The 23972-nt window shown below is 74.9% G+C and carries 23 protein-coding genes and 1 pseudogene; 14 read left to right on the top strand and 10 right to left on the bottom strand.

Features of this window, described 5'->3' with window-relative positions:
* The first annotated feature begins 77 nt into the window (after positions 1–77).
* From ACIGXE_RS07780 to ACIGXE_RS07760, 5 genes are all read left to right on the top strand, one after another.
* Positions 78–1049 carry an aldo/keto reductase family oxidoreductase gene (locus ACIGXE_RS07780; RefSeq protein ID WP_399744580.1) on the top strand — a complete coding sequence of 324 codons (972 nt, stop codon included), beginning with the start codon at positions 78–80 and terminating at the stop codon, positions 1047–1049.
* A 168-nt stretch (positions 1050–1217) separates the two neighbouring features.
* On the top strand, positions 1218–2045 hold the full coding sequence (locus tag ACIGXE_RS07775; RefSeq protein WP_399744579.1) for an N-formylglutamate amidohydrolase: 828 nt from the start codon (positions 1218–1220) through the stop codon (positions 2043–2045).
* Between the two features lie 92 nt (positions 2046–2137).
* Positions 2138–2398, top strand: coding sequence for a DUF6296 family protein (locus ACIGXE_RS07770; protein WP_399744577.1), 261 nt, complete (start codon positions 2138–2140; stop codon positions 2396–2398).
* 9 nt (positions 2399–2407) lie between these two features.
* The gene (locus tag ACIGXE_RS07765) at positions 2408–2740 is read left to right on the top strand and encodes a hypothetical protein (RefSeq protein WP_399744575.1); all 333 of its coding nucleotides are present in this window, start codon (positions 2408–2410) and stop codon (positions 2738–2740) included.
* Between the two features lie 109 nt (positions 2741–2849).
* The gene (locus ACIGXE_RS07760; RefSeq protein WP_399744573.1) at positions 2850–5105 is read left to right on the top strand and encodes a protein kinase; all 2256 of its coding nucleotides are present in this window, start codon (positions 2850–2852) and stop codon (positions 5103–5105) included.
* A gap of 93 nt (positions 5106–5198) precedes the next feature.
* Here ACIGXE_RS07760 and ACIGXE_RS07755 read toward each other — a convergent pair whose 3' ends face one another.
* On the bottom strand, positions 5199–5951 hold the full coding sequence (locus ACIGXE_RS07755) for a chitosanase (RefSeq protein WP_399745156.1): 753 nt from the start codon (positions 5949–5951) through the stop codon (positions 5199–5201).
* Positions 5952–6002: 51 nt separating this feature from the next.
* A pseudogene (locus ACIGXE_RS07750) lies at positions 6003–6425 on the bottom strand (discoidin domain-containing protein); the annotation flags it as partial.
* 230 nt (positions 6426–6655) lie between these two features.
* Here ACIGXE_RS07750 and ACIGXE_RS07745 point away from each other — a divergent pair.
* Entirely contained in the window at positions 6656–7561 is a 906-nt protein-coding gene (locus ACIGXE_RS07745) for an arginase family protein (RefSeq protein WP_399744571.1), read from the top strand.
* Between the two features lie 202 nt (positions 7562–7763).
* Here the strand turns inward: ACIGXE_RS07745 and rpmG are convergent, their stop codons facing one another.
* Complete coding sequence (gene rpmG / locus ACIGXE_RS07740; protein WP_399744569.1) at positions 7764–7928, bottom strand: 50S ribosomal protein L33; 165 nt, start codon at positions 7926–7928, stop codon at positions 7764–7766.
* 341 nt (positions 7929–8269) lie between these two features.
* On the opposite strand from rpmG, the gene ACIGXE_RS07735 reads away from it, so the two are divergent.
* The gene (locus tag ACIGXE_RS07735; protein WP_399744567.1) at positions 8270–10198 is read left to right on the top strand and encodes a serine/threonine-protein kinase; all 1929 of its coding nucleotides are present in this window, start codon (positions 8270–8272) and stop codon (positions 10196–10198) included.
* Positions 10199–10299: 101 nt separating this feature from the next.
* Positions 10300–11556, top strand: coding sequence for an MFS transporter (locus tag ACIGXE_RS07730; RefSeq protein ID WP_399744565.1), 1257 nt, complete (start codon positions 10300–10302; stop codon positions 11554–11556).
* Between the two features lie 157 nt (positions 11557–11713).
* Here ACIGXE_RS07730 and ACIGXE_RS07725 read toward each other — a convergent pair whose 3' ends face one another.
* Both ACIGXE_RS07725 and ACIGXE_RS07720 read right to left on the bottom strand, forming a co-directional pair.
* A complete protein-coding gene (locus ACIGXE_RS07725) occupies positions 11714–12655 on the bottom strand; it encodes a sigma-70 family RNA polymerase sigma factor (protein WP_399744563.1) in 942 nt (313 codons plus the stop codon).
* A gap of 58 nt (positions 12656–12713) precedes the next feature.
* Positions 12714–13130 carry a DUF4440 domain-containing protein gene (locus tag ACIGXE_RS07720; protein ID WP_399744561.1) on the bottom strand — a complete coding sequence of 139 codons (417 nt, stop codon included), beginning with the start codon at positions 13128–13130 and terminating at the stop codon, positions 12714–12716.
* Between the two features lie 158 nt (positions 13131–13288).
* Between ACIGXE_RS07720 and ACIGXE_RS07715 the strand changes: the two genes are divergently transcribed.
* The 4 genes from ACIGXE_RS07715 (at position 13289) to ACIGXE_RS07700 (ending at position 17611) form a co-directional block, all read left to right on the top strand.
* The gene (locus ACIGXE_RS07715; RefSeq protein ID WP_399744559.1) at positions 13289–14203 is read left to right on the top strand and encodes a diiron oxygenase; all 915 of its coding nucleotides are present in this window, start codon (positions 13289–13291) and stop codon (positions 14201–14203) included.
* A gap of 59 nt (positions 14204–14262) precedes the next feature.
* Positions 14263–15903 carry an FAD-dependent oxidoreductase gene (locus ACIGXE_RS07710; RefSeq protein WP_399744557.1) on the top strand — a complete coding sequence of 547 codons (1641 nt, stop codon included), beginning with the start codon at positions 14263–14265 and terminating at the stop codon, positions 15901–15903.
* A gap of 185 nt (positions 15904–16088) precedes the next feature.
* Positions 16089–17018, top strand: a complete 930-nt coding sequence (locus tag ACIGXE_RS07705; RefSeq protein ID WP_399744555.1) for a universal stress protein — start codon at positions 16089–16091, stop codon at positions 17016–17018.
* 197 nt (positions 17019–17215) lie between these two features.
* A complete protein-coding gene (locus tag ACIGXE_RS07700; RefSeq protein ID WP_399744553.1) occupies positions 17216–17611 on the top strand; it encodes an STAS domain-containing protein in 396 nt (131 codons plus the stop codon).
* 29 nt (positions 17612–17640) lie between these two features.
* Here ACIGXE_RS07700 and ACIGXE_RS07695 read toward each other — a convergent pair whose 3' ends face one another.
* The 4 genes from ACIGXE_RS07695 to ACIGXE_RS07680 form a co-directional block, all read right to left on the bottom strand.
* Positions 17641–18366, bottom strand: coding sequence for a GNAT family N-acetyltransferase (locus ACIGXE_RS07695; protein WP_399744551.1), 726 nt, complete (start codon positions 18364–18366; stop codon positions 17641–17643).
* Between the two features lie 264 nt (positions 18367–18630).
* On the bottom strand, positions 18631–19329 hold the full coding sequence (locus ACIGXE_RS07690; RefSeq protein WP_399744549.1) for a ribonuclease H: 699 nt from the start codon (positions 19327–19329) through the stop codon (positions 18631–18633).
* Between the two features lie 127 nt (positions 19330–19456).
* Complete coding sequence (locus tag ACIGXE_RS07685; RefSeq protein ID WP_399745154.1) at positions 19457–20068, bottom strand: class F sortase; 612 nt, start codon at positions 20066–20068, stop codon at positions 19457–19459.
* Between the two features lie 299 nt (positions 20069–20367).
* Complete coding sequence (locus tag ACIGXE_RS07680) at positions 20368–20901, bottom strand: sortase (protein WP_399744546.1); 534 nt, start codon at positions 20899–20901, stop codon at positions 20368–20370.
* A gap of 372 nt (positions 20902–21273) precedes the next feature.
* Between ACIGXE_RS07680 and ACIGXE_RS07675 the strand changes: the two genes are divergently transcribed.
* Positions 21274–22335: a nitrous oxide reductase family maturation protein NosD gene (locus ACIGXE_RS07675; RefSeq protein WP_399744544.1), complete on the top strand. Its 1062-nt coding sequence runs from the start codon at positions 21274–21276 to the stop codon at positions 22333–22335.
* 78 nt (positions 22336–22413) lie between these two features.
* Positions 22414–23448 (top strand): methyltransferase, encoded by a 1035-nt coding sequence (locus ACIGXE_RS07670; protein WP_399744542.1) that lies wholly within the window; start codon positions 22414–22416, stop codon positions 23446–23448.
* 168 nt (positions 23449–23616) lie between these two features.
* Here the strand turns inward: ACIGXE_RS07670 and ACIGXE_RS07665 are convergent, their stop codons facing one another.
* Complete coding sequence (locus tag ACIGXE_RS07665; protein ID WP_399744540.1) at positions 23617–23949, bottom strand: TcmI family type II polyketide cyclase; 333 nt, start codon at positions 23947–23949, stop codon at positions 23617–23619.
* Positions 23950–23972 lie beyond the last annotated feature (23 nt).

Below are 23972 nucleotides of genomic sequence, written 5' to 3'. Positions count from 1 at the left end.
GCCGAGGGCGACCAGGCCGCTCGGTCCGGCCGGCGTACCTGTTCGGCCCGCCGGCCGGCTGTGGCAGGGTGAGCCCCGTGACCGCCACCGAAACCTCGACCGACCCCCGCCCGCCGGCCGACCGCGTCCTCCTCGGCTGCATGGGGCTCGGCGGCAGCTGGGACCCCAGCCCCTACTCCCCCGCCGACGTCGACGCCGCCGAGGCCGTGATCACGGCGGCCCTGGAGAGCGGCATCACCGCCTTCGACCACGCCGACATCTACCGGCACGGCAAGGCCGAGGCCGTGTTCGGCGAGGTCCTCGCGCGCACGCCGGGGCTGCGCGAGCGGATCACGCTCCAGTCGAAGTGCGGCATCCGGCTCGCCGACGGGGACCGGCCCGGCCTGTACGACCTGCGCGGGCCGACCATCGTCCGGAAGGTCGAGAAGAGCCTGACCCGGCTGCGTACCGACTTCCTCGACGTGCTCCTGCTGCACCGGCCCGACCCGCTCGCCGACCCGGCCGAGGTCGCCGAGGCCCTGGAGTCGCTGCACCGGCAGGGGATCGTGCGCCGCTTCGGCGTCTCCAACATGAACGCCGCCCAGATCGGGCGGCTCCAGGCGCACCTCGGACTGCCGCTGGTCGCGAACCAGTTGGAGATGAGCCTGCTGCGCAGGGACTGGCTGGAGGACGGCGTCCTCGTCAACACGCCCGCCTCGGCGGGCGTCGGCTTCCCCGCGGGCACCGTCGAGCACTGCCTCGACCGCGGCATCGCCCTCCAGGCCTGGGGCCCGCTGGCGCAGGGGCGCTACACCGGGCGCCAGCAGACCCCGGAGGAGTACGCCACGGCCGAGCTCGTCGCCGAACTCGCCAAGGCCAAGGGCACCACTCCGGAGACGATCGTGCTCTGGTGGCTGCGGCGGCACCCCGCCCGCGTCTCGCCCGTGGTCGGCACCACCGATCCCGGGCGCATCCGCGCCTGCCGGGACGCCGCCGTCGACGCCCCGGACCTCGACCACGAGGAGTGGTACCGGCTGTGGATCACCGCTCGCGGTGCCGCCCTGCCGTAGCGGGCGTCCGGCGGCGCACCCGCTCCGGCGCCTCGCGGCCGCGGCCGAACGCCCCCGCCGGCGCGGCCCGCACCACTCCCGCCGGCATCCGTACCGAACGCCCTCCGAACCGCGCCCCCGGCGAACGCCCCCGCCGACCCGTTCGTCCGCCCCGAGGAGTCCCGCCCGATGACCGATGCCGCCCAGCCGTCCGCCTCCGCACCCTCCTTCGAACTCGTCGCCGGTGACCCGGACTCGCCCGTCCTGCTGCACGTGCCGCACGCGTCCCGGATCGTCCCGCCGGACGTCCGGGCCGGCATCGTCCTCGGCGACGCGGAGCTGGAGCGCGAGCTCGACCACATCACGGACGGGCACACGGACGTCGTCGCCGCCGTGGCCGCGACATCGGCCGCCACCACGCCGTGGCGCTTCGTCAACCGCCTGTCCCGGCTGGTCGTCGACCCCGAACGCTTCCCCGACGACCGTGAGGAGATGGTCGCCGTCGGCATGGGCGCGGTGTACACGCGGACCACGCACCGCGCCGAGCTCCGCCCGGCCGGATTCGACCCCGCGCCGCTGGTGGAGCGGTACTTCGATCCGTACGCCGAGGCCATGACGCGGGCGGTCGACGAGCGGCTCGCGGCGACCGGACGAGCGGTGGTCGTCGACGTGCACTCGTACCCGACCGCGGCGCTCCCGTACGAGCTGCACGGCGACGGCCCGCGGCCGCCCGTCTGCCTCGGCACGGACTCCTTCCACACACCGCCCGCCCTCCTGGCGGCGGCGCGGCGGGCCCTCGCGGGGTTCGGCGGAGTGGGCACGGACAGTCCGTTCGCCGGGGCGTACGTGCCGCTCGCGCACTACGGCCGGGACGGACGGGTGAGCGCGCTCATGGTGGAGATCCGCCGCGACCTGTACATGACCGAGCCAGGCGGTCCGGCCGGGCCGGGGGCGCGGGCCCTGGGCGTCGCCCTGGCCGCCCTGGTCGACGCGGTGACGGACGCGGCGGGCGACTAGCTGCCCGAACCCTTACGGGTGCGTCCGCCCGGATCCGCCCGGGATACGACGTACGCCCGCCCCTGATCCGGGGGCGGGCGTAAAATGGCCGAATGAGCGCACGCAGGTACGAGCTGGTGTTCTCGGACGCGGGAGGCTCCGCCCCGGACGTCCTCGTCGTCGAGCGCACCACGGCCACCGGCCCCGGCGGCCATCCCATCTACACCGACCCGACCGGCATCATCCGCGCGGAGATCAGCGACCGCGACGAAGTACGCGTCCTGGCCTCCGGCGGACACCAGCAACCCCCGCAGGGCGTCGTCGCGCGCCCCCTCCCGGAGGGCCCGGACGCCGGCGTTCCGGACGTCGCCTAAGCTTCGCGGATGACCACCTTCGAACCCGCATCCGAGCAGTCCGGCCCGCGCTACGTGCGGGTCACCATCGAACTCGTCGCCGAGATCACCGACGAGGAGGCCCTCAAGGCCGCCGCGCTCGCCCAGGTCCAGGACGACGAGTACATGGACGAGGCGGAGCGCGCCCAGTCCGTCGAGGCCATCGACCTCGACCCGTCCGGTTCCCTCGCCCACTTCATCGACCCGATCGCCCTCCTCGGCGAGGTCCCCGGCGTGGAGCTGGCCTCCGCCACGTGGGAGTCCGCGCGGACCGAGTACGACGCCGACGACGAGACCTGGGAGGAGCACTCCCTGGAGGGCTGAGCGGGAGCCGCCCGTCGCCGCTCCCGAGGCTCGGAACGCGCGGTGCTCGACCCGGGCACCGCGCGGCTGGTAGGAGAACCCTGCACAGTACGTCTGGTGAGGGGGCAGCATGAAGCCGTTGGAGGCGGGGGATCCGGAATCGGTCGGCCACGGCCGGTACCGGTTGATGGGGCGCTTGGGCCAGGGCGGCATGGGGGTGGTCTACCTCGGCCGTTCCCGGTCCGGCCGGGCGGTCGCGGTCAAGGTCGTACGTCCGGACCTGAGCACCGACCCCGAGTTCCGGCGCCGCTTCGCGCGTGAGGTGACGGCGGCGCGGCAGGTCGGCGGCTTCCACACGGCGCCGGTCGTCGACGCGGACCCCGAGGGCCATCCGGCCTGGCTGGTGACCGCGTACGTGCCCGGGCCCACCCTGCGGGCGGTGCTCGACGAGGTCGGAGCGCTCCCCGAGGACACCCTCACCGTCCTGGCCGCCGGCCTCGCGGAGGCCCTCGACGCGATCCACCGGGCCGGGGTGGTCCACCGCGACCTCAAGCCGGCGAACATCATCGTCGCCGAGGACGGGCCGCGCGTCATCGACTTCGGGATCGCCCGCGCCCTGGACGGCACGGCCGCCCTCACCCGTACCGGCCTCCAGGTCGGCACGCCGGGCTACCTCGCGCCCGAGCAGCTCACCGGTGGCACGATCACGCCGGCCGTCGACATGTTCGCGCTGGGAGTCGTCCTCGGCCAGGCGGCGGGCGGCTCGCCGTTCGGCGACGGCTCGTCGGTGGGCTGGCTCTACCGGGTCGTCCACGAGGAGCCGGACCTGAGCCGCGTCCCCGCGTCCCTGCGGGCGCTCGTCGCCGCCTGTCTGGCCAAGGACCCGGCGGCCCGCCCCACCCCCGCGGCCTTCCTCGACGCGCTGACGGTCCACCACCGCCCGGACGGCGGCTGGCTCCCGGACGCGGCCACCCGCCTCCTGGGCACCGTCCCGGCGCATCCGCCCACCTCGGTCGTACGGGAGGAACCCGGCGCGGCGGGGACGCCGCGCGAGCCGACGGCGGTCGAGCCGGAGCCGACGGGCGGCCCGCCCGAGCCGACCGCCGCGAGCGGGCCGGGGACGGCGTCCGGACCGGGGACGGCGAGCGAGCCGGCGGACGTCTCCGCGCCAGGGGCGGCCGGTGCGCCGACGGCCCCGTCCGGGGGCGGGACGGCCGGTGCGCCGACCGCGCCGATCGGGGGCGGGACGGCGGGCGAGCCGACGGCCGCCGGGCCGGGTACTCCGCCGCCACCCGTTCCGGTTCCGGTGCGACCCGCCACCCCCGGGCCGGTGGCGCCGACGCCCCCGCCCGGGCCCGTACCGTCGCCGGACCGGCCCGCCACGCATCCGGCCCCGTCGCGCACGCCCCGGCGCCGCCGCGCGGCCGTGGCGGCCGCCCTCGTCGTGGCGGCGGCCGTCGCCGCCGGCCTCCTCGTCTGGCAGCCGTGGAAGGGTGAGCCCGGCCCTGGGACGAAGCCCGGGGGCGGCACGTCGTCCACCGCCGGCGGCCCCGCCGCCTTCCCCGACACGCAGCTCCTGATCCGTCGGGACACCGCGCCCGGCTGGCCCCGGAACTGCCACGCGGTGATCGCCGTCCGCCCGTCGACGAAGGACGAGCCGCGGCAGCTGGTGCCGAACGGGACGTGCGACATCCTGCCGCAATGGGCTCCCGACCGGGCCTCGTTCGCGTTCACGCGCATCACGTCCGAGGGCGCGGCGGTGTGGACGGCGAAGGCCGACGGCTCCGGGGCGCGGCGGGTGGCGGCGATCTCGGGCGGGCGGGTGTCGTGGTCGCCGGACGGCACGAGGCTCGCGGTGCTGCGCAAGGAGAACGGGGTGCAGCAGCTCTTCGAGGTGACGGTCGCCGACGGCTCGGCCCGCCGACTCACCCATGGGACCGGGCGGGTGGAGGATCCGTCGTGGTCCCCGGACGGCTCGCGCATCGCCGTCTCCCAGGAGGCGTCCTCCCCGGGCGACTGGCAGATCTACCTGGTGGATCCGTCGAACCCCGACAAGGAGCCCCAGCAGGTGACCCGGCTTCCGCACCCGGCGCTCGACGCCGTCTGGTCCCCGGACGGCAAGACCTTCGCGTACACCGCCGGGACCTACCGGGGGGCGACGCAGGGCGACATCCATCTGGTGCGCACCGACGGCACCGGGGACCGGCCGCTGGTCCGGACGGCGGTGCACGAGATGGACCCGGCGTGGTCCGCGGACGGCAGCTGGCTGGCCTTCGTGCGCGGACCGTACGAGACGCCGGTCGTCTGGGCGGTCCGGGCGGACGGCACGGGCGAGCGGCGCCTGACGACCGGCGACGTGCCGGAGGGCCACCCGGCGTGGCGCTGACGTCCTGAGCTCCGCTCGCACGGCCCGGCACGGGGCGCGGCGGCGGTACGGGGGGTCCGCCCCGTACCGCCGCCGCGCCGTGCGTGGCCCGCGTCAGCTGGTGAGGGAGAACGCCTCTCCGTAGACGCTCCAGTACAGCGGGGTGTTGAGGTCGAAGTTGTTCTCGTTGAGGAAGCGGCGCTGGGCGGTGCTCACGCGGGTGGTGTCGCTGTGCGCCTCCTCCTTGCGCATCTCCTCCTCGCGGGCGTCGAGGAAGGCGTTGAGGTAGGCCTTCTCGTCGCCGCCGCGGGACGGCGGGAGGGCCCGGGAGAGGGCCACCTGGCGGATGGAGCGGAAGCCGTCCTCGCCGTGCATCACGGCGGAGTCGTAGTAGGCGAACTGGCCGAGCGCGCGCAGGCCGTCGGCCTTGGCCTGGGAGAGCGCGGGGTTGAAGTACACCCGGTCGCGCTCCTCCTCCTGGGTCTGCTGGAAGACCGAGTCCTGGGCGGCCTGGCGCCAGGCGTTGGGGAAGCCCGGGTCGAGGCCCTCGTGGGAGTCGGTGCCGTTCACCCTGCGCAGGGCGGGCAGGTAGGACGCGAGCGGGTTGCTCGGCTTCTTGGCGGTGTACCGCTCGACCAGGTCCAGCATGTCGCCCGTGCCGGAACAGAAGCCGATGATGCCGGCGGTGTAGCCGCGGCCGTCGTCGATGTCCTCGATGTAGGCGAACTGGGCACGCCAGTCGAGCGAGGAGTTCTCGAAGGAGGACACCAGTTTCATGGCGATCTCCTTCTTGGCCGGGTCGTCGAGGTTCTTGCCGGTGGACGGCGGGGTGGTCGACCCGGTGCCGTACGCCTCGACCTCCCACAGGGAGTAGCCGTACGGGGTGCCGCGCTGGGTGCCGAAGACGCGCAGGTAGCGGCCGGTGCCGTCGACGGTGAGGTCGTCGGTGCCGCCGTCGCCGGAGGTGGTGGCGTAGAGCTGGCGCCAGGTGGAGCCGTCGTCGGAGACCTCGACCCGGTAGGCCTTGGCGTAGGCGGCCTCCCACTTGAGGACGACGCGCTTGACGACGGTGCCCGCGCCGAGGTCGATCCGTATCCACTGGTTGTCGACGCCTTCGGCGCTGGCCCAGCGGGTGGAGGTCGAACCGTCGACGGCCTTGGCGCCGGTGAGGGTGCTGGTCTCCGTGGAGGAGGTGGTGACGGCGCGGCCCTGGGCGAGGTTGCCGGTCGCGGCGGTGGCGGGCGTGAGGCCGGACAGGGCGGGGAACAGAAGACCGGTGGCCGCGGCGGCGACGAGGGCCGCCGTGCGGTGGCGCCGGAGCGCGTTGATGGTGGGGGGCATGTCACTCCACTTCTCGGAGGAGACTAATAGGAAAGCTTCCTAACTTTCGCTGGGGCGAGAGTAGGGGCCGCCCCGGAGGCGCGCAAGGGGGCGCACACCGAAGGAAGTTGACCCACCGTCGGAACGACCCCGGAACGCCGCGTTCCAAAGCCGACGCGGGCCGTCCGGAGGGGGCGCCGCCGTGGTCGTGTTCGTTGCGGTCGGGTGGCCGGGCCGTGAGGATGGGCGGCATGCGGAACATCGTGGTCATCGACGCCCCCTCCAACCTCGGTCTGCGGCCGCCCGCTCCCGGCACCGTGCCCGGGTGCTACAAGCTCGCGGGAGCGCTGCGCGAGAACGGGATCGTGCGGCGGCTCGGGGCGTCCGAGGGCGGGGTGGTCGTGCCGCCCCGCTACGACCGGGGCGACTGGCGGGAGGGCGACGGTGTGTTCAACGCCGCCGCGCTGGCCGCGTACACCGTCCGGCTCGCCGACCGGATCGAACGGCACGTGACGGCCGGTGACTTCGCGCTCGTCCTCGGCGGCGACTGCTCCATCCAGCTGGGCGCCGCGCTCGCCCTGCGCCGGCTCGGCCGTTACGGGCTCGCCTCGGTCGACGCCTCCCCCGACTTCCGCCACCCGGGCAACTCGGACCGGATCGGCGCGGCCGGCGGCGAGGAGCTGGCCCTGGCGACCGGGCGCGGCCAGGCCGACCTGACCGACCTGGAGGGGCGGCGGCCCTATCTGCGGGACGAGGACGTACGGGTCTTCGGGACCCGCGACGCCTACGAGGAGGACCCCGAGATCGTCGACCTGCGCGCCCGGAAGATCCCCGTCGTCACCGTCGCGGAACTCCGCTCGTGGGGTCCGGCGGAGCTCGGCGCCGCCACCGCGCTCAGCCTGGAGACGCCCGCCCTGGACGGCTTCTGGGTGCACCTGGACGCGGACGTCCTCGACCCGACGGTCATGCCGGCCGTCGACAGCCCCGACCCCGGCGGACTGCTGCCGCACGAGGTGACCGCACTGCTGCGCCCGCTCGTCCGCTCGGCGCGCTGCGTCGGGCTCAACGTCACCATCTACGACCCCGACCTCGACCCCGACGGCACCGCCGGCGCGCTGCTCACCGACCTCGTCGTGGCGGCCTTCACCGAGGACTGACGTCCGCGGCGGGCGACGACGAGCACGTAAACGCGCCGTGCGGGGATCGCTCTCGTGCAGGGAACGCGCTCGTGCGGGGATCGCGATCCTCACGCACCCCGGCCCCGGGGGCCCCCCCCCCCCGGGGGGGGGGGGGGGGCGGGGGGGGGGGGGGGGGGGGCCCGGGGGCCGGCGGGCGGCCCTGGCGGGCCGCACCTCGGGGTCAGCGTTCCTCGCGGAACTCGACGTGGGCGCCGACGACCGGGTCGTACTTGCGCAGGACCAGGCGGTCGGGGTCGTTCTGGCGGTTCTTGCGGGTCACGTAGGTGGCGCCGGTACCGGCGGTGGACCTGAGGGTGACCACGGGGCGCTGGGTGGTTCGGGACATGGTGCTCCTTCCGGCCGCGGTCCGAGCTCGTTTGACTCGGCCATGCCAGCCTCGCCGGGTGTAACAGCTCCTCCCGCCGGCGCATTCCCGGCCCTTTCCCGTTCCTGCCCCGCCCCCTTCCCGCCCGCTCCCGGCGTCGTTCCCCGCCGCCCCGCCGTCGGTCCCACCCGCTCCCGCGCCCTGTTCCGGCCCGCTCCCGGCCGCGGCTCCCGCCGGCGTCTTCCGCCGGCGCCTTCCGGCCACCCCTCGCACGCGAGACTCCGGTCCCGCGGGCCCGGTACAGCCGATAGGGTTCCCGGCGAGAAACGGGATCCTTAGTTCCGCACGGGGAGAAAGAATTGATGAGTGGTCAGCAGCCGGCCGGCGCCGGATCCTCCGCGGTCTTCCAGCCGCTCGCCGCCGACGATCCCACGACCGTCGCCGGTTACCGGCTGGCGGCACGGCTCGGCGCCGGCGGCATGGGCAAGGTGTACCTGTCGTACACCCCCGGCGGCCGCCCCGTCGCGGTCAAGGTGATCCGGCCCGAGTTCGGCGAGGACGCCGAGTTCCGGCGTCGTTTCGCCCAGGAGGTGCGGTCGGCGCAGCGGGTGCAGGGACTGTTCACGGCGCCCGTCATCGACGCCGACGCCGAGGGCGCGCAGCCGTGGCTGGTCACCGCCTACGTGCCCGGCCCCTCGCTCGCCGACGCGGTCGTGGCGCACGGGGCGCTGCCCGTCGAGACGGTGCTGCTGCTGGTCGCGGGAATGGCCGAGGCCCTGCACGTCATCCACGGCGCGGGGCTCGTGCACCGGGACCTCAAGCCGTCCAACGTGCTGCTCGCCGCCGACGGCCCGCGCGTCATCGACTTCGGCATCGCCCACGCCGCCGACGCGACCTCGCTCACCGGCAGCGGCGTCACCATCGGCACGCCTTCGTTCATGGCCCCGGAGCAGGCCGCGGGAAGCCGCGTGACGGCGGCGACCGACATCTTCGCCCTGGGGCAGGTCGCGGTGTACGCGGCGACGGGCGTCCCCGCCTTCGGCGAGGGGACCTCGCACGGCGTGCTGTACCGGATCGTCCACGAGCAGCCGGACCTGAGCGCGGTCCCGGAGCGGCTGTCGGAGCTCGTGGGCCGCTGTCTCGCGAAGGATCCCGAGGCCCGGCCGTCCGTCGCCGAGGTGATCCGCCTCTGCCAGGAGGCGAACGCGGCCACGGTACTGCGACGCCCGGAGGACTGGCTGCCGACCGCGGTCTCGGCGGACATCACCGCCCGGACCGCGACTCCCGGGCCGGCGCAGACGCCGCCCCCTCCGGCGACGGCCCCCTCGGTGGGCTACTCCCCCACCGCGCCCGCACAGCCCCCCACCGCGCCCGCGCACGCCCCCGCACCGCCCGCGCACGCCCCCACCGCGCCGGCGTACTCACCCACCGCCCCCGCCTACCCCGCGACCGCGCCGGGCGGGCCGGCCGGAGCGGCCCCCACCCAGCCGGCCGCGACCCCGCCGCCGGCACCGGTGCCGGCCACTCCGGCGTACCCGACGCCGGCTCCCGGCCAGGTGCCCCACCCGGCGGCCCAGGCCTACGCGCACGCCTACGCCCCGACGCAGGGCCCGGCCCCGGCCGCGTTCCCGATGCCGGGGCCCTACCGCGCACCGGGCGCGCCGGCCCCGGCGCCGGCGCGCAACGCGGGCCGGCGGGCGCTGCTCATCGGGCTCGCCGCCGCCCTCGTCTTCGGCGTCGGGGGCGCCACGACCGCGTACGTCCTGATGAAGGACAAGGGCCAGGCGAACGCGGCGAACGGCAACGGCAACGGCGGCGGCAACGGCAAGACCGGCGACGCGCCGAGCCAGGGCGGCTCGTCGTCCGCCCCCAAGGTGTCGGCCAAGCCCGCGCCGCAGCCGGCCGACTTCAAGAACATCAATCTCACGGCCGGCTATCACCTGACCCTCGGGGAGGACGTCGTACGGCCCCAGGACGGCGAGGACGGCAACTACGAACTCTCCTACGACACGGGCGGCTACCTCGACGCCGAGAGCAACGGCGGCAACCTGGTGCTGCTCGACCCCGGCCAGGAGGGCTCGCTGGAGACCTGCCTCGCGGAAACCCGGTTCACGCGGGAGGTCTACGTGAACAAGCTGTCCAAGGGCCGACAGGTCTGCGTCACCACGGGCACCGGCCACATGGGCCTGGTCACGGTGAAGGGCTTCTCCCCGGAGGGCTCGCCCAGCACGTACATGACCCTGGACGTGACCGTGTGGCGCAACGCGGTGCCGTCGGACTCGGGGAGCTGACGGAAGGTCACCGGGCTTTCTCCGCATCCCTCTTGCTGTTGCGAGTAATGTGCAACAAGCTGGTGGGGCCCTTACGTGTGCCCAGGATGCGGAGACTCGCCATGCCCAAGCTCGTGCCGGACACCGGACCACAACGCGTCATCGCGGCCTCCAACCTCGTCAACACGATGGGCAGCGGGCTCTATCTGACCGCCGGCGTCCTGTACTTCACCCAGGCGATGCGCCTCCCCGCGGCGCAGGTGGGGCTCGGGCTCGGCGCGGCCGGACTCGTGTCGCTGGTCGTGGGCATCGCCGCCGGGCATCTGGCGGACCGGCGCGAGGCCCGCGGCGTGTACGCGGCCACGCTCGTGGTGCGGGCGGCGGCGACCGGGGGTTTCCTCCTCGCGGACCGCCTGTGGGTGTTCGTCCTGACCGTCTGCGCGGCCACCGCCGCGCAGGCCGCCGGGCTCGCCGCGCGCAGCCCGATCATCCGGCGCCACGGCGGTGACCGGCCGCAGGAGTTCCGGGCGTACCTCCGCGCCGTCACCAACGTGGGCATCTCGCTGGGCGCGCTGGGCGCGGGCTGGGCCGTGCAGGCCGGCACCCTCACGGCGTACCAGCTGCTGGTCCTCGGCACCACCGCCGGCTTCGCCGCCTCCGCGGCCCTCCTGGTCCTGCTCCCGCCGGTGCCGCCCGTGCCCGACGCGGGCGGACCCCGCTGGATCGCGCTGCGGGACCGGCCCTATCTGCTGCTCACCGCCGTCGACGGCGTGATGTCGGTCCAGTTCAAGGTCCTCACCGTGGCGATCCCGTTGTGGCTGGTCGAGGCGACGGACGCGCCCCGTGGGCTGATCGCGGGCACCATGCTGGTCAACACCGTCATCGTCATCGTGCTCCAGGTACGGGCCGGCCGCGGCATCGACTCCCCCGCCGCCGGCGCACGGGCCTACCGCCGTGCGGGCGTGGCCTTCCTGGTGTCCTGCGCGCTCGTCTCGCTCGCCGCCGGAACTCCCGCCTGGGCGGCCGTGGCACTCGTGCTCACCGCCGTCGTGGTGCACACGATCGGTGAACTGTGGCACGCCGCCGCCGGTTTCGAGCTCTCCTTCGCGCTCGCGCCGGAGCACGCGACGGGCCAGTACCTCGGTGTGTTCGGGCTGGGCGCCGGGCTCGCCGAGGGCTTCGGTCCGGCCCTGCTCATCGCCCTCTGCATCGGCTGGGGCCGGCCCGGCTGGTACGTCATCGGGGCGCTGTTCGCCCTCACCGGCCTCGTCGCCCCCCTGGCCGTCCGCTGGGCGCGGCGGGCGCGCCCGGCTCCCGGCCCGCTCAGGGTCGCGGCGCCGTCGACGCCGCGGGCGGGAGTTCCCCAGGCCGGTTCCTGACCGCCCGGGCGAGCCCGGCCGAACCGACGAGCGGCGCGCAGGCCGGGCCCGTGACCGTGGCGCGGGTCGGGACGGCGCGCTCGCCGGGACCGAGAGACGCCGAGGTGCCCGGAGGGCACCGCGACGTCACGGGCGCCCCTCCCCGGGGCGCCGCGACTCACGCCGACTCGCCGGCCTCCGGCTCGTCGAGGTCCTTCAGGTTCAGGTCCGCCTCCGCCACCGCGATCTCCATGGCCGCGAGCCGCTCCGGCTCCGCGACGACCTCGATGCCCGTGATCAGGCCGTCCGTGACGGTGAAGGTGAGCACCACGCGCAGGCGGCCCTGCGGCGCCATCGCCAGGCCGAACGTGCCGTCGACGAGCGCCACGCCGGTGAAGCGGGCGCGGCCCACGGCCGCCATGGCGCCCTGCGCGACGGTGCAGCCGCCGGCGACGACGATCGGCTCCGGCGTCGGGACGACCATCCGGTCGGCGTGGAGGACGACGTCCGGGTGGAGCAGGGCCACCAGGGCCTCGAAGTCGCCGCCTCGGGTCGCCGCGAGGAAGGCCTCCACCACGCTCCGCCGACGGGCCACGTCCCTCTCGGCGGCGACGACGGTGCCGCCCCTGACACGGCGCCGGGCCCGGCTGGCGAGCTGGCGCACGGCGGCCGGCGTGCGCTCCAGCATGGGCGCGATGTCCTCGAAGGGGACGGCGAACATGTCGTGGAGCACGAAGGCGAGGCGCTCGGCCGGTCCGAGGGTGTCGAGCACGACGAGCAGGGCGACGCCGACGGAGTCGGCCATCAGGGCCTCCTCCTCGGGGTCGCGCCCGGGGAGGACGGCGTCGGGCTCGCTCAGCCGGTCCTCGAGGGAGTCCTCGCGGCGCCGGTCCCGGGACCTGAGCATGTTGAGGCAGACCCGGGACACGACGGTGGTGAGCCAGCCGCCGAGGTTCTCCACGCCGGCGGTCCCGGCGCTGTTCGCGCGCAGCCACGCCTCCTGGAGGGCGTCGTCGGCCTCGGCGAGCGAGCCGAGCATCCGGTACGCCACCGCCCGGAGGTGGCCCCGGTCCCGCTCGAACCGCTCGGTCAGCGCCGCGCCGTCGTCGGTCGTCGTCATGTCCTGCCACTCCCCCGGTCGTCCCACCTGCGTGAACGCCTCATGAAAGCACGTGCGTTCAGCTCTCCGGGACGGGGGTGGCCTGGTGGTACCAGAGCCGCCAGCCGGCTCCGTCCGCGCCCGCGCCGGCGTGCGCCCGCGCACGCCAGATGGAGCTGCGGCGGGCCCGGCGGCCGGCGATGACGGTCTCGTAGGTGAGGTGGACGAGGCCGGGGGCGAGGAGAACTCCGCGCATCGCGGAGGGCTCGTAGCGCGGGCCGTCCTCGGTGGCCCCGTCCAGCTCGGGCAGCGCGGCGAGCATCTCCTCGTAGGTCCAGCGCCGGCCCGAGGCGCCGACCTCGACGAACTCGGGGTCGAGGAGGTCGCGCGCCTCGGCCGCGGAGACGCGGGCGGCGGGGTCCATGAGGCGCAGTTCGCCGGCCATGGCGGCGGCGACGGCGGCCTGCTCCGTGGCGTTCCCGGTGGTCTCGATCATGGCCGCATCCTCTCCCGGCCGGCGGTCCGCGGCAAGGAATTCGTACCGACGGGTAGGCGAGCGGGCCGTCTTGCTATACCTTCCGTCCAACAGCTTGCTAGACACGGTGTCTAACAAGCCTCCCTTCCCGCCCCCCGAGGTCCTCAAGGAGCCGCACCATGGCAAGCAGCACCGTCCGGCCGGCGGAGCAGGCCCGGCAGCCCGAGCGCGACGCGGCCCGCCGGCTGCTCGAGTCCTCCGCCAAGCTCTCCTACGACCCCGCCACCGAGGTGGACTGGGACACTCCGCTCGACCGGGACTTCCACGGGATGAGCCCCGAGTGGAGCACCCTCTACGGCACCCGCTACTGGCAGGAGCTCACCGAGGCCCAGCGCAAGGAGCTCACCCGGCAGGAGTCCGCCTCGGTGGCCAGCACCGGCATCTGGTTCGAGATGATCCTCCAGCAGATGGTGCTGCGCGACATGTACGCCAAGGACCCGACCGACCCGCGCTTCCAGTGGGCCCTGACGGAGATCGCCGACGAGTGCCGGCACTCGATCATGTTCGGCCGCGGCGCGGCCAAGCTCGGTGCCCCCGCCTACCGCCCGCCGCGCCTCGTCCGCGAACTCGGCCGCGCCTTCAAGACGCTGGCCGTCGGCGAGGCCGCGTACGCGTCGATCCTGGTCGCCGAGGAGGTGCTCGACGTCATGCAGCGCGACTGGATGCGCGACGAGCGCGTGGTGCCCTTCGTCCGGACCATCAACAACATCCATGTCGTCGAGGAGTCGCGGCACATGAAGTTCGCCCGCGAGGAGACCCGGGCCCGGCTGCGCAAGGCCGGTCCGCTGCGCCGCCAGGTGCAGGCCCTGGTGGTCTCGATCGCCTCGTACTTCATCGTGACCAGCATGGTCAACCGCGAGGTGTACGCGCACGCGGGCCTCGACACCGAGCGGGCGCTCACCGAGGCGCGGGCCAACGAGCACCACAAGTCCCTGATGCGGTCGAGCTGTTCGGGCCTGATGGAGTTCCTGGCCTCCGCCGGACTGCTGACCCGCCCGGCCGTCGCCGTCTACCGGCGCGCCCACCTGATCTGACACCCGCCCGCCCCAGCGCCCCTCTTCCGCCCTCACGGAGCCCGCGAGCCGACGACGCCATGACCTACGCCATCACCCAGACCTGCTGCAACGACGCCACCTGCGTGGCCGTCTGTCCGGTCAACTGCATCCACCCGACCCCCGACGAGCCGGACTTCGGCCGCACCGAGATGCTCTACATCGATCCGAAGTCCTGCATCGACTGCGGCGCGTGCGCCGACGCCTGCCCGGTCGACGCGATCTTCCCCGCGGACGCGCTCGCCGTCGGGCAGGAGCGGTACGCCGCCGTCAACGCGGCCTTCTACGAGCAGCGCCCGCCCCGGCCGGCACCGGAGGGCGGGCCGACCTTCCACGCGTGGGGCGCGCCGTCGTTCGCGCGTTCGCTGCCCTCCGACTTCGGGCCGCTCCGGGTCGCGGTGGTCGGCACGGGTCCGGCCGGCATGTACGCGGCGGAGGACCTGCTGCTGCACACCGCCGCGGAGGTGACGCTGGTCGACCGGCTGCCGGTCGCGGGCGGTCTCGTCCGGTACGGGGTGGCGCCCGACCACCCCGCGACCAAGCGGATCGGCGACACCTTCGCCCGTTTCCACACCCACCCGCGGGTCCGGATGTACCTCGGCGTCGACGTCGGCACGGACGTCACGGCGGAGGAGCTGGCCGCGCACCATGACGCCGTCGTGTACGCGGTGGGCGCGGCGGGCGACCGGCGCCTGGGCGTCCCGGGCGAGGAGCGGGCGGGCAGCGTCTCGGCGACGGACTTCGTCGCCTGGTACAACGCACATCCCGAGGCCGCCCCCGACACGGTCGACCTGTCGGGTACCGAGCGGGTCGTGGTCGTCGGCACCGGCAACGTGGCCCTGGACGTCGCCCGCATCCTGGTCTCCGACCCCGAGGCGCTGGCGACGACCGACATCGCGGACCACGCGCTGGCCGCGCTGCGGGGCTCCGCCGTACGCGAGGTGGTGCTGCTCGCGCGGCGCGGACCGGAGGACGCCTCCTGCACCGCGCCCGAACTCCTCGCGCTGGGACGGCTTCCCGGGGTTCGCGTGGTCGTCGACGACCACGATCCGCGCGTGTGGGCGGCCGTGCGGGCCGCCGCGCCGCACGAGAAGGCGGCGCTGCTCGGCGGGGCGCTGCGCGAGCGGGTGGACTGGTCCGAGCCGCCGGGCCCCGAGCGGCGCATCGTCTTCCGCTTCCACTCCGCGCCCGAGGAGATCCTCGACGGGGCGGTGCGCGTGACGGGGGACGGCGGTCCGGCCGAGATCCCGGCCGGCCTGGTCCTGCGGGCGGTCGGCTATCGCGGACTCCCCGTGGCGGGGCTGCCGTTCGACGAGGCGACCGGCACGGTCCCGCACGAGAACGGGCGGGTCGGCGGCCGGCCCGGCACGTACGTCGTGGGCTGGATCAAGCGCGGCCCCTCGGGCGGCATCGGCGCCAACCGCACCTGCGCCGCCGAGACCGTGGGCACCCTGCTGGCCGACGCCGTCGACGGCGTCCTGCCGGCTCCGACGGGCACCGCGCGGGCCTTCGACCGCCTCGCCCGCGGCCGGGTACGGACCCTGGTGGACGCCCGCGGCCTCGCCGCCATCGAGCGGGCCGAACGCGCGCGGGGCGAGGAGTCCGGCCGCCCCCGGGTGAAGCTGGGCACGCTGCCCGAGCTGGTGGCCGCCGCCCGGGGACGCCGCCGACTGCTCCGCTGACCTGACGGAGAGGGCCGCCTGCCCCGGGGCGTCCGAGAACCGGGGTCGTCCGGGAATCGAGGCACGCGGGGGCGCGTGAGTCAGCCGCGCGCCCCCTCCCCGCCGGGGCCCCGCTCACGGCTGAGGGCAGGCCTCCCGGCGTGGCACCCGGAAGTGGGCGAATGATCCCGATATGAGTGCCAGGCATGAGCGAGAAATCTGCCGTGGTGGTGGGGGTCGACGGTTCCGAGCACAGCCTGCGGGCCCTGGAGTGGGCGCTGCGGGCCGCGCGCAGCCTGGAGGCGCCGCTCACCGTTGCCCATGTCCGGTCCGAGGCGCTGCAGCTCGGCAGCGCGCGGATCGCCTCGCTCGGGGGCACGCCCGAGATCCCGGACACCGTCGTGGACGCGCTCGCCACCGAGGTGGGGCCCCGGGCCGAGGGCCTCGACGTGCGGTACGCCTCGCTGGACGGTTCCGTCGTCGACGCGCTGGCGGAGGCGTCCCGGGGAGCCCGGCTGCTCGTGATCGGCTCGCGGGGCCGGGGCGGCTTCGCGAGCCTCCTCCTGGGGTCCACCAGCCGCGCCCTGGCCTCCTCGGCGCCCTGTCCGGTGGTCGTCGTGCCGCACGAGGCGCGGGCCGCCTCGCTGGAGAGCGGCGCGGAGGCGGGCCGGGTGCTGCTCGGACTGCACGTCGAGGAGACCCCCGACGAGGTCGTGGACTTCGCCTTCGAGGCGGCCCGGAGGCGGGGGGTGCCGCTGGAGGTGGTGACCGCCTATCCGGTGCCGCCCTCCCCCGCCCTGTTGATCGGTGCGCCCGCTCCCGCCCTCCAGGTGCCGCCGCCGCTGCCGGACGAGACGCCCGAGCTGGCCGACGCCACCAGCCGCCACCAGGAGGAGCGCCTGCGCCCGTTCGCCGAGCGCTACCCCGAGGTCGAGGTCGTCCCGGCGGTCACGCCCGCCGACGCGGCGGGGCGCCTGGTGGAGGACTCCCAGGAGGCGGGGCTCGTGGTCGTGGGCCGCCATCGCCGGCACCGGGTCGAGACCCTGCTGGTGGGCTCCGTCGCCCATGCCGTGCTGCACCACGCGGCGTGCCCGGTGGCCGTCGTGCCGCCCGTTCGGGCGCCGCGCACGTCCTGAGCGCGGCCGGCCCCGACCCCCGTGGGAGGGCGGAGGCCCCGCACTCCCCTGGGTGAGCCGGGGCCGCGCCAGTCCAGGAGCGGGCGGAAATGCACCGACTTCACCTCTTCGGGTGATGGCGGATGTGGAGAAACGTGTCTGCCTCGGTAAGGGCCGCGAACCTCGACTCACGGGGACCGATCCAGTGGAGCGTGTCCATGCATCTGATCCGCCGCGGCGATCCGCACCTGGCCGTCCGGTCGAGCGAGCACCTCACCACGGTCGAGCTGTTCGGCGAGCTCGACCTGGTGCTGGTGCAGCGCGTCCGGCCCGAACTCGACGTGCTGGCCCGCGAGGCGCCCGCGCTCACCGTGGACCTGCGCCACGTCACGTTCTGCGACGCGTCGGGGCTCGGGCTCCTGGTGCGCTGCGCGCAGCGCGTGCGGGACCGGGGCGTGGAGTGGCGCCTGGTGTGCGACCAGCCGATGATCCTGCGCCTGGTCCGGTTCGCCGGGCTCGACGACGTACTGCGGCCCTCGCCGCCCGCGCCGCCGCCGGGGGGTGGTGGACCACCGGCGCCGCGCTCGGGGCGGCCGGGGCGGCTGCCGGTGTGACCGGCAGCCGCCGGGGCGCCCGCGCGGCCTCAGGCGGGCAGCAGCTCGCCCGCGCCGCCGTGTTCGCGGGTGTCGCCGGGGAAGGCGGCCGGGTGCACGGCCGGCGGGCGCAGGCCCGGGAGCCGGAGCTCGATGATGCCGCGGACGGCCGACCACTCCTCGTCGAGGATGGAGTAGAAGGCGGTGTCGCGGACGACTCCGTCGAGGCCGCGCGAGTGGGCCCGGCGCACCCCTTCGCAGCTCGCTCCGAGGCGCTCGATCGCGACCCGGGAGCGGGTGTTGCGGGCGTCGGCGCGCATCGAGATCCGGCGGACGCCCCAGGTCTCGAAGGCGTGCCGGAGCATGAGGTACTTGGCCTCGGTGTTGACGCCGGTGCCGCGGGCCTCGGTGGAGATCCAGGTGTTGCCGATCTCGGCGGCGTCCGGGACCGAGGTCAGCGGATCGCCGTAGGGCACGCCGGTGACCGGCGGCCAGACGACCGGCCCGCGCCAGTAGTCGAGTTCCAGGAAGCGTGTGGACCCGAGCACCCGGCCGGTCTGGGGATGGACCAAGGCGAAGGGGAGCACCCGGCCCTGCGCCTGTTCGGCAAGGGCGCGGGCGATGTAGTCGCAGGAGGCGTCAAGGCCGTGGGGCACGGAGGTGTAGGCATACGCCGCACGATCCATGGCACCCGCCCAGGCAATGCCCTCGGCGTGGCGCATGGCCAGCGGCTCCAGGCGCACGGTGCGCCCGGTAAGGACTACAGGTACTGGCACGGAACCTCGGGTCTTTCACGGGCAGGGGTCATCGCACGCCGGATCGCGGCGAGGATGAAAGGGAGGGGTTCCCGGCCCGTTGCCGACCGCTTCGCCCAAGAGGAAAAGGGCAAGTGAAACGGTTCGCCATCGGTGGCGGGAGGAACAGTATGCAGCCCCGAGGGCTCCGAGAACAGAACCCCACACGAACCCGTGCGCACCGCTAGGTGAATGTCCGGTTCACCCCGATACCCCGTTCGGCCCACCGAACGCCCCGGGACCCCCTCAGGAAACGGCATCCGCGCAGGTCGGATGGCCCCAGCCGGCGGAGTTCTTCATGATCGTCTCGCCCTTCCCGTACGTCTGTCCACAGCGGCACCGTCCGGGGAACCGGGCCTTGAGCGAGGGCGCCGAGGAGCCGCCGCCGGAGCGCCGGGGACGGGCGGTGCCCGCGGCCTTCGCGGGGCGCTTGGCGGCGGGGCGCGCGGAGGCCGGCTCGGGCGGGGGCAGCGTCGAGCCCGCGGCCGATCCGGCGGGCTCCTGACTGCGTGCGGTGTGGCTGGCGGCGCGGTCGGCGGCGTCGTTCAGGGGGTCGCCGTCGACCTGGTGGGCGGGCGTGTAGACGAACTCCACCGGCCGGTCGGCGAGGAGTTCGTCGATGGCCACCACGAGCTCCTTGTTGGCGACCGGGGTGCCGGCCGAGGTCTTCCAGCCCTTGCGGCGCCAGCCGGGGAGCCAGGTGGTGACGGCCTTCATCGCGTACTGCGAGTCCATCCGCACCTCGGCGGGGACGCCCGGCTCAAGGCGCTCGAGCAGCCTGAGGAGCGCGGTCAGTTCGGCCACGTTGTTGGTCGCCGTGCCGAGCGGCCCGGCCTCCCAGTGGGCGACCTCGCCGCTCTCGGTCCCGATGACCCAGGCCCAGGCCGCGGGCCCGGGGTTGCCCTTGGAGGCGCCGTCGCACGCCGCGATGATCTTCTCTGTCATCCCTCGATCCTGACATGCCCGCGCGCCCGCGCGTGACCACCGGCCGACCGGGGCCGCCCTCGGTACGGGGCCGCGGGGCGGCAGGCCCGGCGGAGCGCCGGGCGGGCGCGGCGCCGCGGGCCGGCGGCTACTCCGAAGCCGTGAGTGTCGCGTAGACGACGACGTTGGCGTCGTACCCCGAACCGCGCCGCCACGTCCCGCCGCAGGTGATCACCCTCAGCACCGGCCGGTCGGACGCGCCGTACACCCGGGCGTCCGGGAAGGCGTCCTTCGCGTGCACCTCCACGGCGTCGACCGTGAACAGGGCCGTGAGGCCGTCCTCGCGGTCGACCGCGATCTCGGCGCCTGGGCTGAGCTGGCCCAGCCGGTAGAAGACGGCCGGCCCCGACGGGCTGTCCACGTGGCCGGTGACGACCGCCGCGCCCCGGGCTCCGGGCACGGTCCCGTCGGCGTACCAGCCGGCGCGGGACGAGGCCGAGGCGGGTGGTGGCAGCAGTCTGCCCCGGCCGTCGAGCCCGAGGCCGGTCAGTTCGGCGTCGACCCCGATGTCCGGAATCCTGATGCTCACCGGGTCCGAGGGCGGCAGCGGCCGGGCCGCGGGGCGGCCCGCGGCGGGCTCGGAAGCGGTGCGCACGGCGGGCGGACGCGCCCGCGCGGCCGTGACCGGCACGGAGGAGCCGTCGGCGTCCAGTCCACGGACCATGAGCAGCACTCCGGCGAGCGCTGTCCAGACGATCATCCCGTACGAGGGGGTCCGCCGCGGCGCGGCGCCGCGGGTCCGCCGCACGCTGCCGCGGGTCCGCCCCGCAGGGCCGCCGGTCCGCCCCGCCGCGCCGCCGGTCCGCCGCGCCGTGCGCCGGGTCATGGTGAGGACGCCTTCGCTCGGACCGGCGGCCCCGCCGGCCCCGTCCTCCCTGTGGAGGCGGGGCGGACGGGGCCGCGCGGTGGGGCCTCGGGCTCGCCGGCCCTGGTCCGCCGGGCTCCAGGGGGTGTCCGGAAAGGAGCGCCGCGAGCCCGGGATGATCCGGAAGACACGTCCTAGCGCCCGACGTTCGGAGAACGCCGGCACATCCGGACCGCTCCGGCCGCGGCGGCTCCGCCGAGCAGCAGCGCGCCCAGGGCGAGCTGTCCGTGCGAGGTGTCCGACCCCTCGGTCCCCGTCGCGCCCGCCGCCCAGCCGAAGCCGGCGTCGACGGCCCCGTTCGGGCGCCCGGAGATCTGGTAGGTGACCGTCTGCTTGACGCGCGGCGGGCACTTGAGCGTGATCGTGTCCGTGCCGGACGTGGCGTCCTCGGGCACCTGGAACGTGCCCACCAGGACGCCCTTCCGGTCGCCCGGCAGGAGGTGGAACTGGCCGATCGCGTCCGACATGCCCTTGCCGTAGGTCTCCTTGCCGCACGCGGAGGTCGTGACGGTCACGGTGGTGCCGGGCGCCGCCTTGGCCGGGGTGATCCGGACGTCGCCGGCGGCGCCGCCGACGACGGGCTCCGCGGCGGCGAGGGCCGCGGGAGCGGACAGGGCCAGGGCTCCCACGATCAGGCTGACCTGCAGAGCGGTACGTGCGGAAGTCATGCTTCTCTCCTTCGGCGGAGCTCTCCGCCGGCCCGTCTGCCGACGCTGCGCTGTGCTCCATGCACGAGGCAAAGGCCACGCGGTGATCACCGCAACGCGGCGAGCGTGTCCGGTTGTCCTCCGGCCGGGTGCACCGGCTCCCCGTACGCCGCGTCACCGCAGGTCACGACGGTGGGCCCGGGCCGCCAGGGATGACGCCGCCTCAGGTGCGAACGGGCGAGCCCCACTTCGTCGTACGCCCGAAGGGACCAGCGGCCGGCGGGCACCGGGCGGGCCGGGCGCGGGAGGGCGGCTTCCGGGCCCCCGATCGGCCCCGGCCCGCCCGGGCGATCAGCGGTGGCGGGGCGGTACCCGCGCTCATAGCTTCGCGATATGACCAGACGACAGATCGCCCTCCTGGCGTGCACCACGGCTCTCGCCGCCACAGGGCTGGGTGCCGCCGCACCGCCACTCGAGAGCCGCTCGGTCCACCAGGTGAACCCGGGCGAATCGATCCAGAAGGCCGTGGACGCCGCGCAGCCCGGCGACACGATCGTCCTCTCCCCCGGCACCTACCACGAGAGCGTGCGGATCAGCACGCCGCACCTGACGCTGCGCGGCTCGGGCGCCCTGGTGACCGTCATCGAGCCCGGCAAGGGCGCCGACACCTGCGCGAAGGCGGGCAACGGCATCTGCGTGACGGGCACCGAGGGACATCCCGTCGAGGGCGTCAGCGTGCGCTCGGTGACGCTCCGGGGCTTCGCCAGGAACGGGCTGTGGGCCTCGTGGACCGACCGGCTGCGGGTCCAGCACGTGACCGCCGAGAAGAACGGCACCTGGGGCATCGCCCAGGAGCGGTCCCTGCGCAGCACGGTGCGCCGCAACACCGCTCGGGACAACGGCGACGCCGGCCTGTTCCTGGGCAACACCCTCGACAAGGAGGAGGGCGCCACCGACACGAAGGGCACGCTCGTCAGCGAGAACCGGGTGTCCGGCAACCGGATCGGCATCACGGTCCGACGCCTGCGCAACCTGTCCGTCGACCGCAACGAGGCCACCGGCAACTGCGCCGCCGTCTTCGTGGTGGGCGACGAGTCCCTGCCGCGCGCGGGCGCGATGAGCGTGCGCCGGAACAACATCCACGACAACAACAAGCTGTGCCCCAAGACCCCCCGGCTGCCCGCTCTGCAGGGCTCGGGCATCGTCCTGACCGGTGCCGAGGAGACGCTCGTCGCGCGCAACAGGGTCGTGGACAACGTGGGCACCTCCCCGCTGTCGGGCGGGATCGTGCTCTTCAAGAGCTTCGTCGGCGTCCTCAGCGAGCGGAACGAGATCCGCGACAACGTGGTGCTGCGCAACGGCGGCGCCGACCTCGCCAACCGGGACACCGCCGGCACCGGCAACACCTTCCGCCGCAACACCTGCGGCGTCTCCGAGCCCGCGGGCCTGTGCTGACCGCACGCCGCCCTCCCCGCCCCCTCACCCACCCGGCCGCCGGCACCGCGCGGCACGACAGCAAAGGCACGACGAGACATGACGACTCTTGATCCGGCTCCGGCTCCCCCGCCGCCCATGCGGCTGCGGGAGCTCGTCTTCGGGGCCGCCGCGGCCGCCGCCGTACGCGCCGCCGCCCGCCTGGGGGTGGCCGACGCCCTGGGCGACACGCCCATGCGGGTGGACGACCTCGCGGCCGCCGTGCACACCGAGCCGGCCACCCTGCGGCGGCTGCTGCGCGCCCTGTCCAGCCAGGGCGTGTTCACGGAGCTGCCGGACGGCAGCTTCGCCCACACCGAGATGTCCCGGCTGCTGCGCGAGGACGACCCGCACAGCCTGCGGTACATCGCCCTGTGGTGCACCGAGCCGTGGACCTGGGACGTGTGGCCCCGGCTCGACGAGGCGGTGCGGTCCGGACGCAACGTCTTCGAGGACGTGTACGGCAGGGAGTTCTTCACCTACCTCAACGAGGACGCGCCCGAGTCCGCCCACGTGTTCAACCGGGCCATGACGACGTCCAGCGAACAGTCCGCACGCGATGTCGCGGCGCTGCTCGACTTGGGCGGCGCGACCTCGGTCGTCGACATCGGCGGCGGCCAGGGACACGTCCTGGCGAGCCTGCTGGAGAAGCACCCCGGCCTCCACGGCACGCTGCTCGACCTGCCGGCGGTGGTGGGCAACGCCGACGCGCGGCTGCGGGAGGGCGGTTCGCTGGCCTCCCGGGTCCGGATCGTGCCCGGCGACTGCCGCGAGGACATCCCCGTCCAGGCGGACGTGTACGTCATCAAGAACATCCTGGAGTGGGACGACGACAGCACGCGCAGGACGCTGGCCAACATCCGGAAGGCTGCGCGCCCCGGGGCGCGTGTCGTCGTCATCGAGAACCTCGTGGACGACACCCCGTCGATGCGGTTCACCACGGCGATGGACCTGCTGCTGCTCCTCAACGTCGGAGGGGCCAAGCACACCCGCGCGAGCATGGTCGAGCGGCTGACGGGCGCCGGACTCGTCCTCGGCGAGATCCGTCCCGTCAACGCCTACCTCCACGCCTTCGAGTGCACCGTGCCCGGCTGACCGAGCGGTTCGGGTCCCCTCCCCTTCCCGTGAGGGGAGGGGACCCGAACACTCCCCGGCCGGGCCCCAGGCCGGGCCGAAGACCCCTGGTCGGGGCCCAACACCCTCGAGGCCGCCGACTCCGTTGGACGGAGTCGGCGGCCTCGGTGTGCGCTGCCGGGTGGATGCTCAGGACCCCGGTGTCCGCTCCCACCGGTAGAAGCAGTGCGCCATGGCGTCCTTGGGGCTGCGCCAGGTCTCCGGGTCGTACGGGCTGACGTACGCCGAGAGCCGCTCGCTGATGGTGCGGAACTCGCGGTGACCGGCGGTCCTCGCGATGGCCGGCGCCGGGTCCTGCTCGGCCTCGATGAGGTGCAGGTAGACGTCGCCGAACTGGAAGAGGCTGCGCCGGGAGACGCCGACCAGGTGCGGCAGTTCGCCGCGGTCGGACTCGCCGAACACGTCCGCGATCGCCGGCGCCGAGCCGGGCGCCATGCGGGCGACGATCAGTGCGTGGTGCATGGACGTCCTTTCTGGGAGGTCCG

Source organism: Streptomyces sp. NPDC053431 (assembly GCF_044544925.1).
Classification (GTDB): Bacteria; Actinomycetota; Actinomycetes; order Streptomycetales; family Streptomycetaceae; genus Streptomyces.
The sequence above is the reverse complement of the archived record's forward strand: the minus strand, read 5'-3'. Positions and strand labels throughout refer to the sequence as shown.

Coding starts and splice junctions, on each gene's coding strand:
- ACIGXE_RS07685 (WP_399745154.1), bottom strand. CDS start 20,068: ATGATCGTCTGGACAGCGCTCGCCGGAGTGCTGCTCATGGTCCGTGGA.
- ACIGXE_RS07735 (WP_399744567.1), top strand. CDS start 8,270: ATGAGTGGTCAGCAGCCGGCCGGCGCCGGATCCTCCGCGGTCTTCCAG.
- ACIGXE_RS07705 (WP_399744555.1), top strand. CDS start 16,089: ATGAGCGAGAAATCTGCCGTGGTGGTGGGGGTCGACGGTTCCGAGCAC.
- ACIGXE_RS07700 (WP_399744553.1), top strand. CDS start 17,216: ATGCATCTGATCCGCCGCGGCGATCCGCACCTGGCCGTCCGGTCGAGC.
- ACIGXE_RS07725 (WP_399744563.1), bottom strand. CDS start 12,655: ATGACGACGACCGACGACGGCGCGGCGCTGACCGAGCGGTTCGAGCGG.
- ACIGXE_RS07665 (WP_399744540.1), bottom strand. CDS start 23,949: ATGCACCACGCACTGATCGTCGCCCGCATGGCGCCCGGCTCGGCGCCG.
- ACIGXE_RS07720 (WP_399744561.1), bottom strand. CDS start 13,130: ATGATCGAGACCACCGGGAACGCCACGGAGCAGGCCGCCGTCGCCGCC.
- ACIGXE_RS07690 (WP_399744549.1), bottom strand. CDS start 19,329: ATGACAGAGAAGATCATCGCGGCGTGCGACGGCGCCTCCAAGGGCAAC.
- ACIGXE_RS07745 (WP_399744571.1), top strand. CDS start 6,656: ATGCGGAACATCGTGGTCATCGACGCCCCCTCCAACCTCGGTCTGCGG.
- ACIGXE_RS07765 (WP_399744575.1), top strand. CDS start 2,408: ATGACCACCTTCGAACCCGCATCCGAGCAGTCCGGCCCGCGCTACGTG.
- ACIGXE_RS07760 (WP_399744573.1), top strand. CDS start 2,850: ATGAAGCCGTTGGAGGCGGGGGATCCGGAATCGGTCGGCCACGGCCGG.
- ACIGXE_RS07730 (WP_399744565.1), top strand. CDS start 10,300: ATGCCCAAGCTCGTGCCGGACACCGGACCACAACGCGTCATCGCGGCC.
- ACIGXE_RS07715 (WP_399744559.1), top strand. CDS start 13,289: ATGGCAAGCAGCACCGTCCGGCCGGCGGAGCAGGCCCGGCAGCCCGAG.
- ACIGXE_RS07775 (WP_399744579.1), top strand. CDS start 1,218: ATGACCGATGCCGCCCAGCCGTCCGCCTCCGCACCCTCCTTCGAACTC.
- ACIGXE_RS07670 (WP_399744542.1), top strand. CDS start 22,414: ATGACGACTCTTGATCCGGCTCCGGCTCCCCCGCCGCCCATGCGGCTG.
- ACIGXE_RS07675 (WP_399744544.1), top strand. CDS start 21,274: ATGACCAGACGACAGATCGCCCTCCTGGCGTGCACCACGGCTCTCGCC.
- rpmG (WP_399744569.1), bottom strand. CDS start 7,928: ATGTCCCGAACCACCCAGCGCCCCGTGGTCACCCTCAGGTCCACCGCC.
- ACIGXE_RS07770 (WP_399744577.1), top strand. CDS start 2,138: ATGAGCGCACGCAGGTACGAGCTGGTGTTCTCGGACGCGGGAGGCTCC.
- ACIGXE_RS07710 (WP_399744557.1), top strand. CDS start 14,263: ATGACCTACGCCATCACCCAGACCTGCTGCAACGACGCCACCTGCGTG.
- ACIGXE_RS07680 (WP_399744546.1), bottom strand. CDS start 20,901: ATGACTTCCGCACGTACCGCTCTGCAGGTCAGCCTGATCGTGGGAGCC.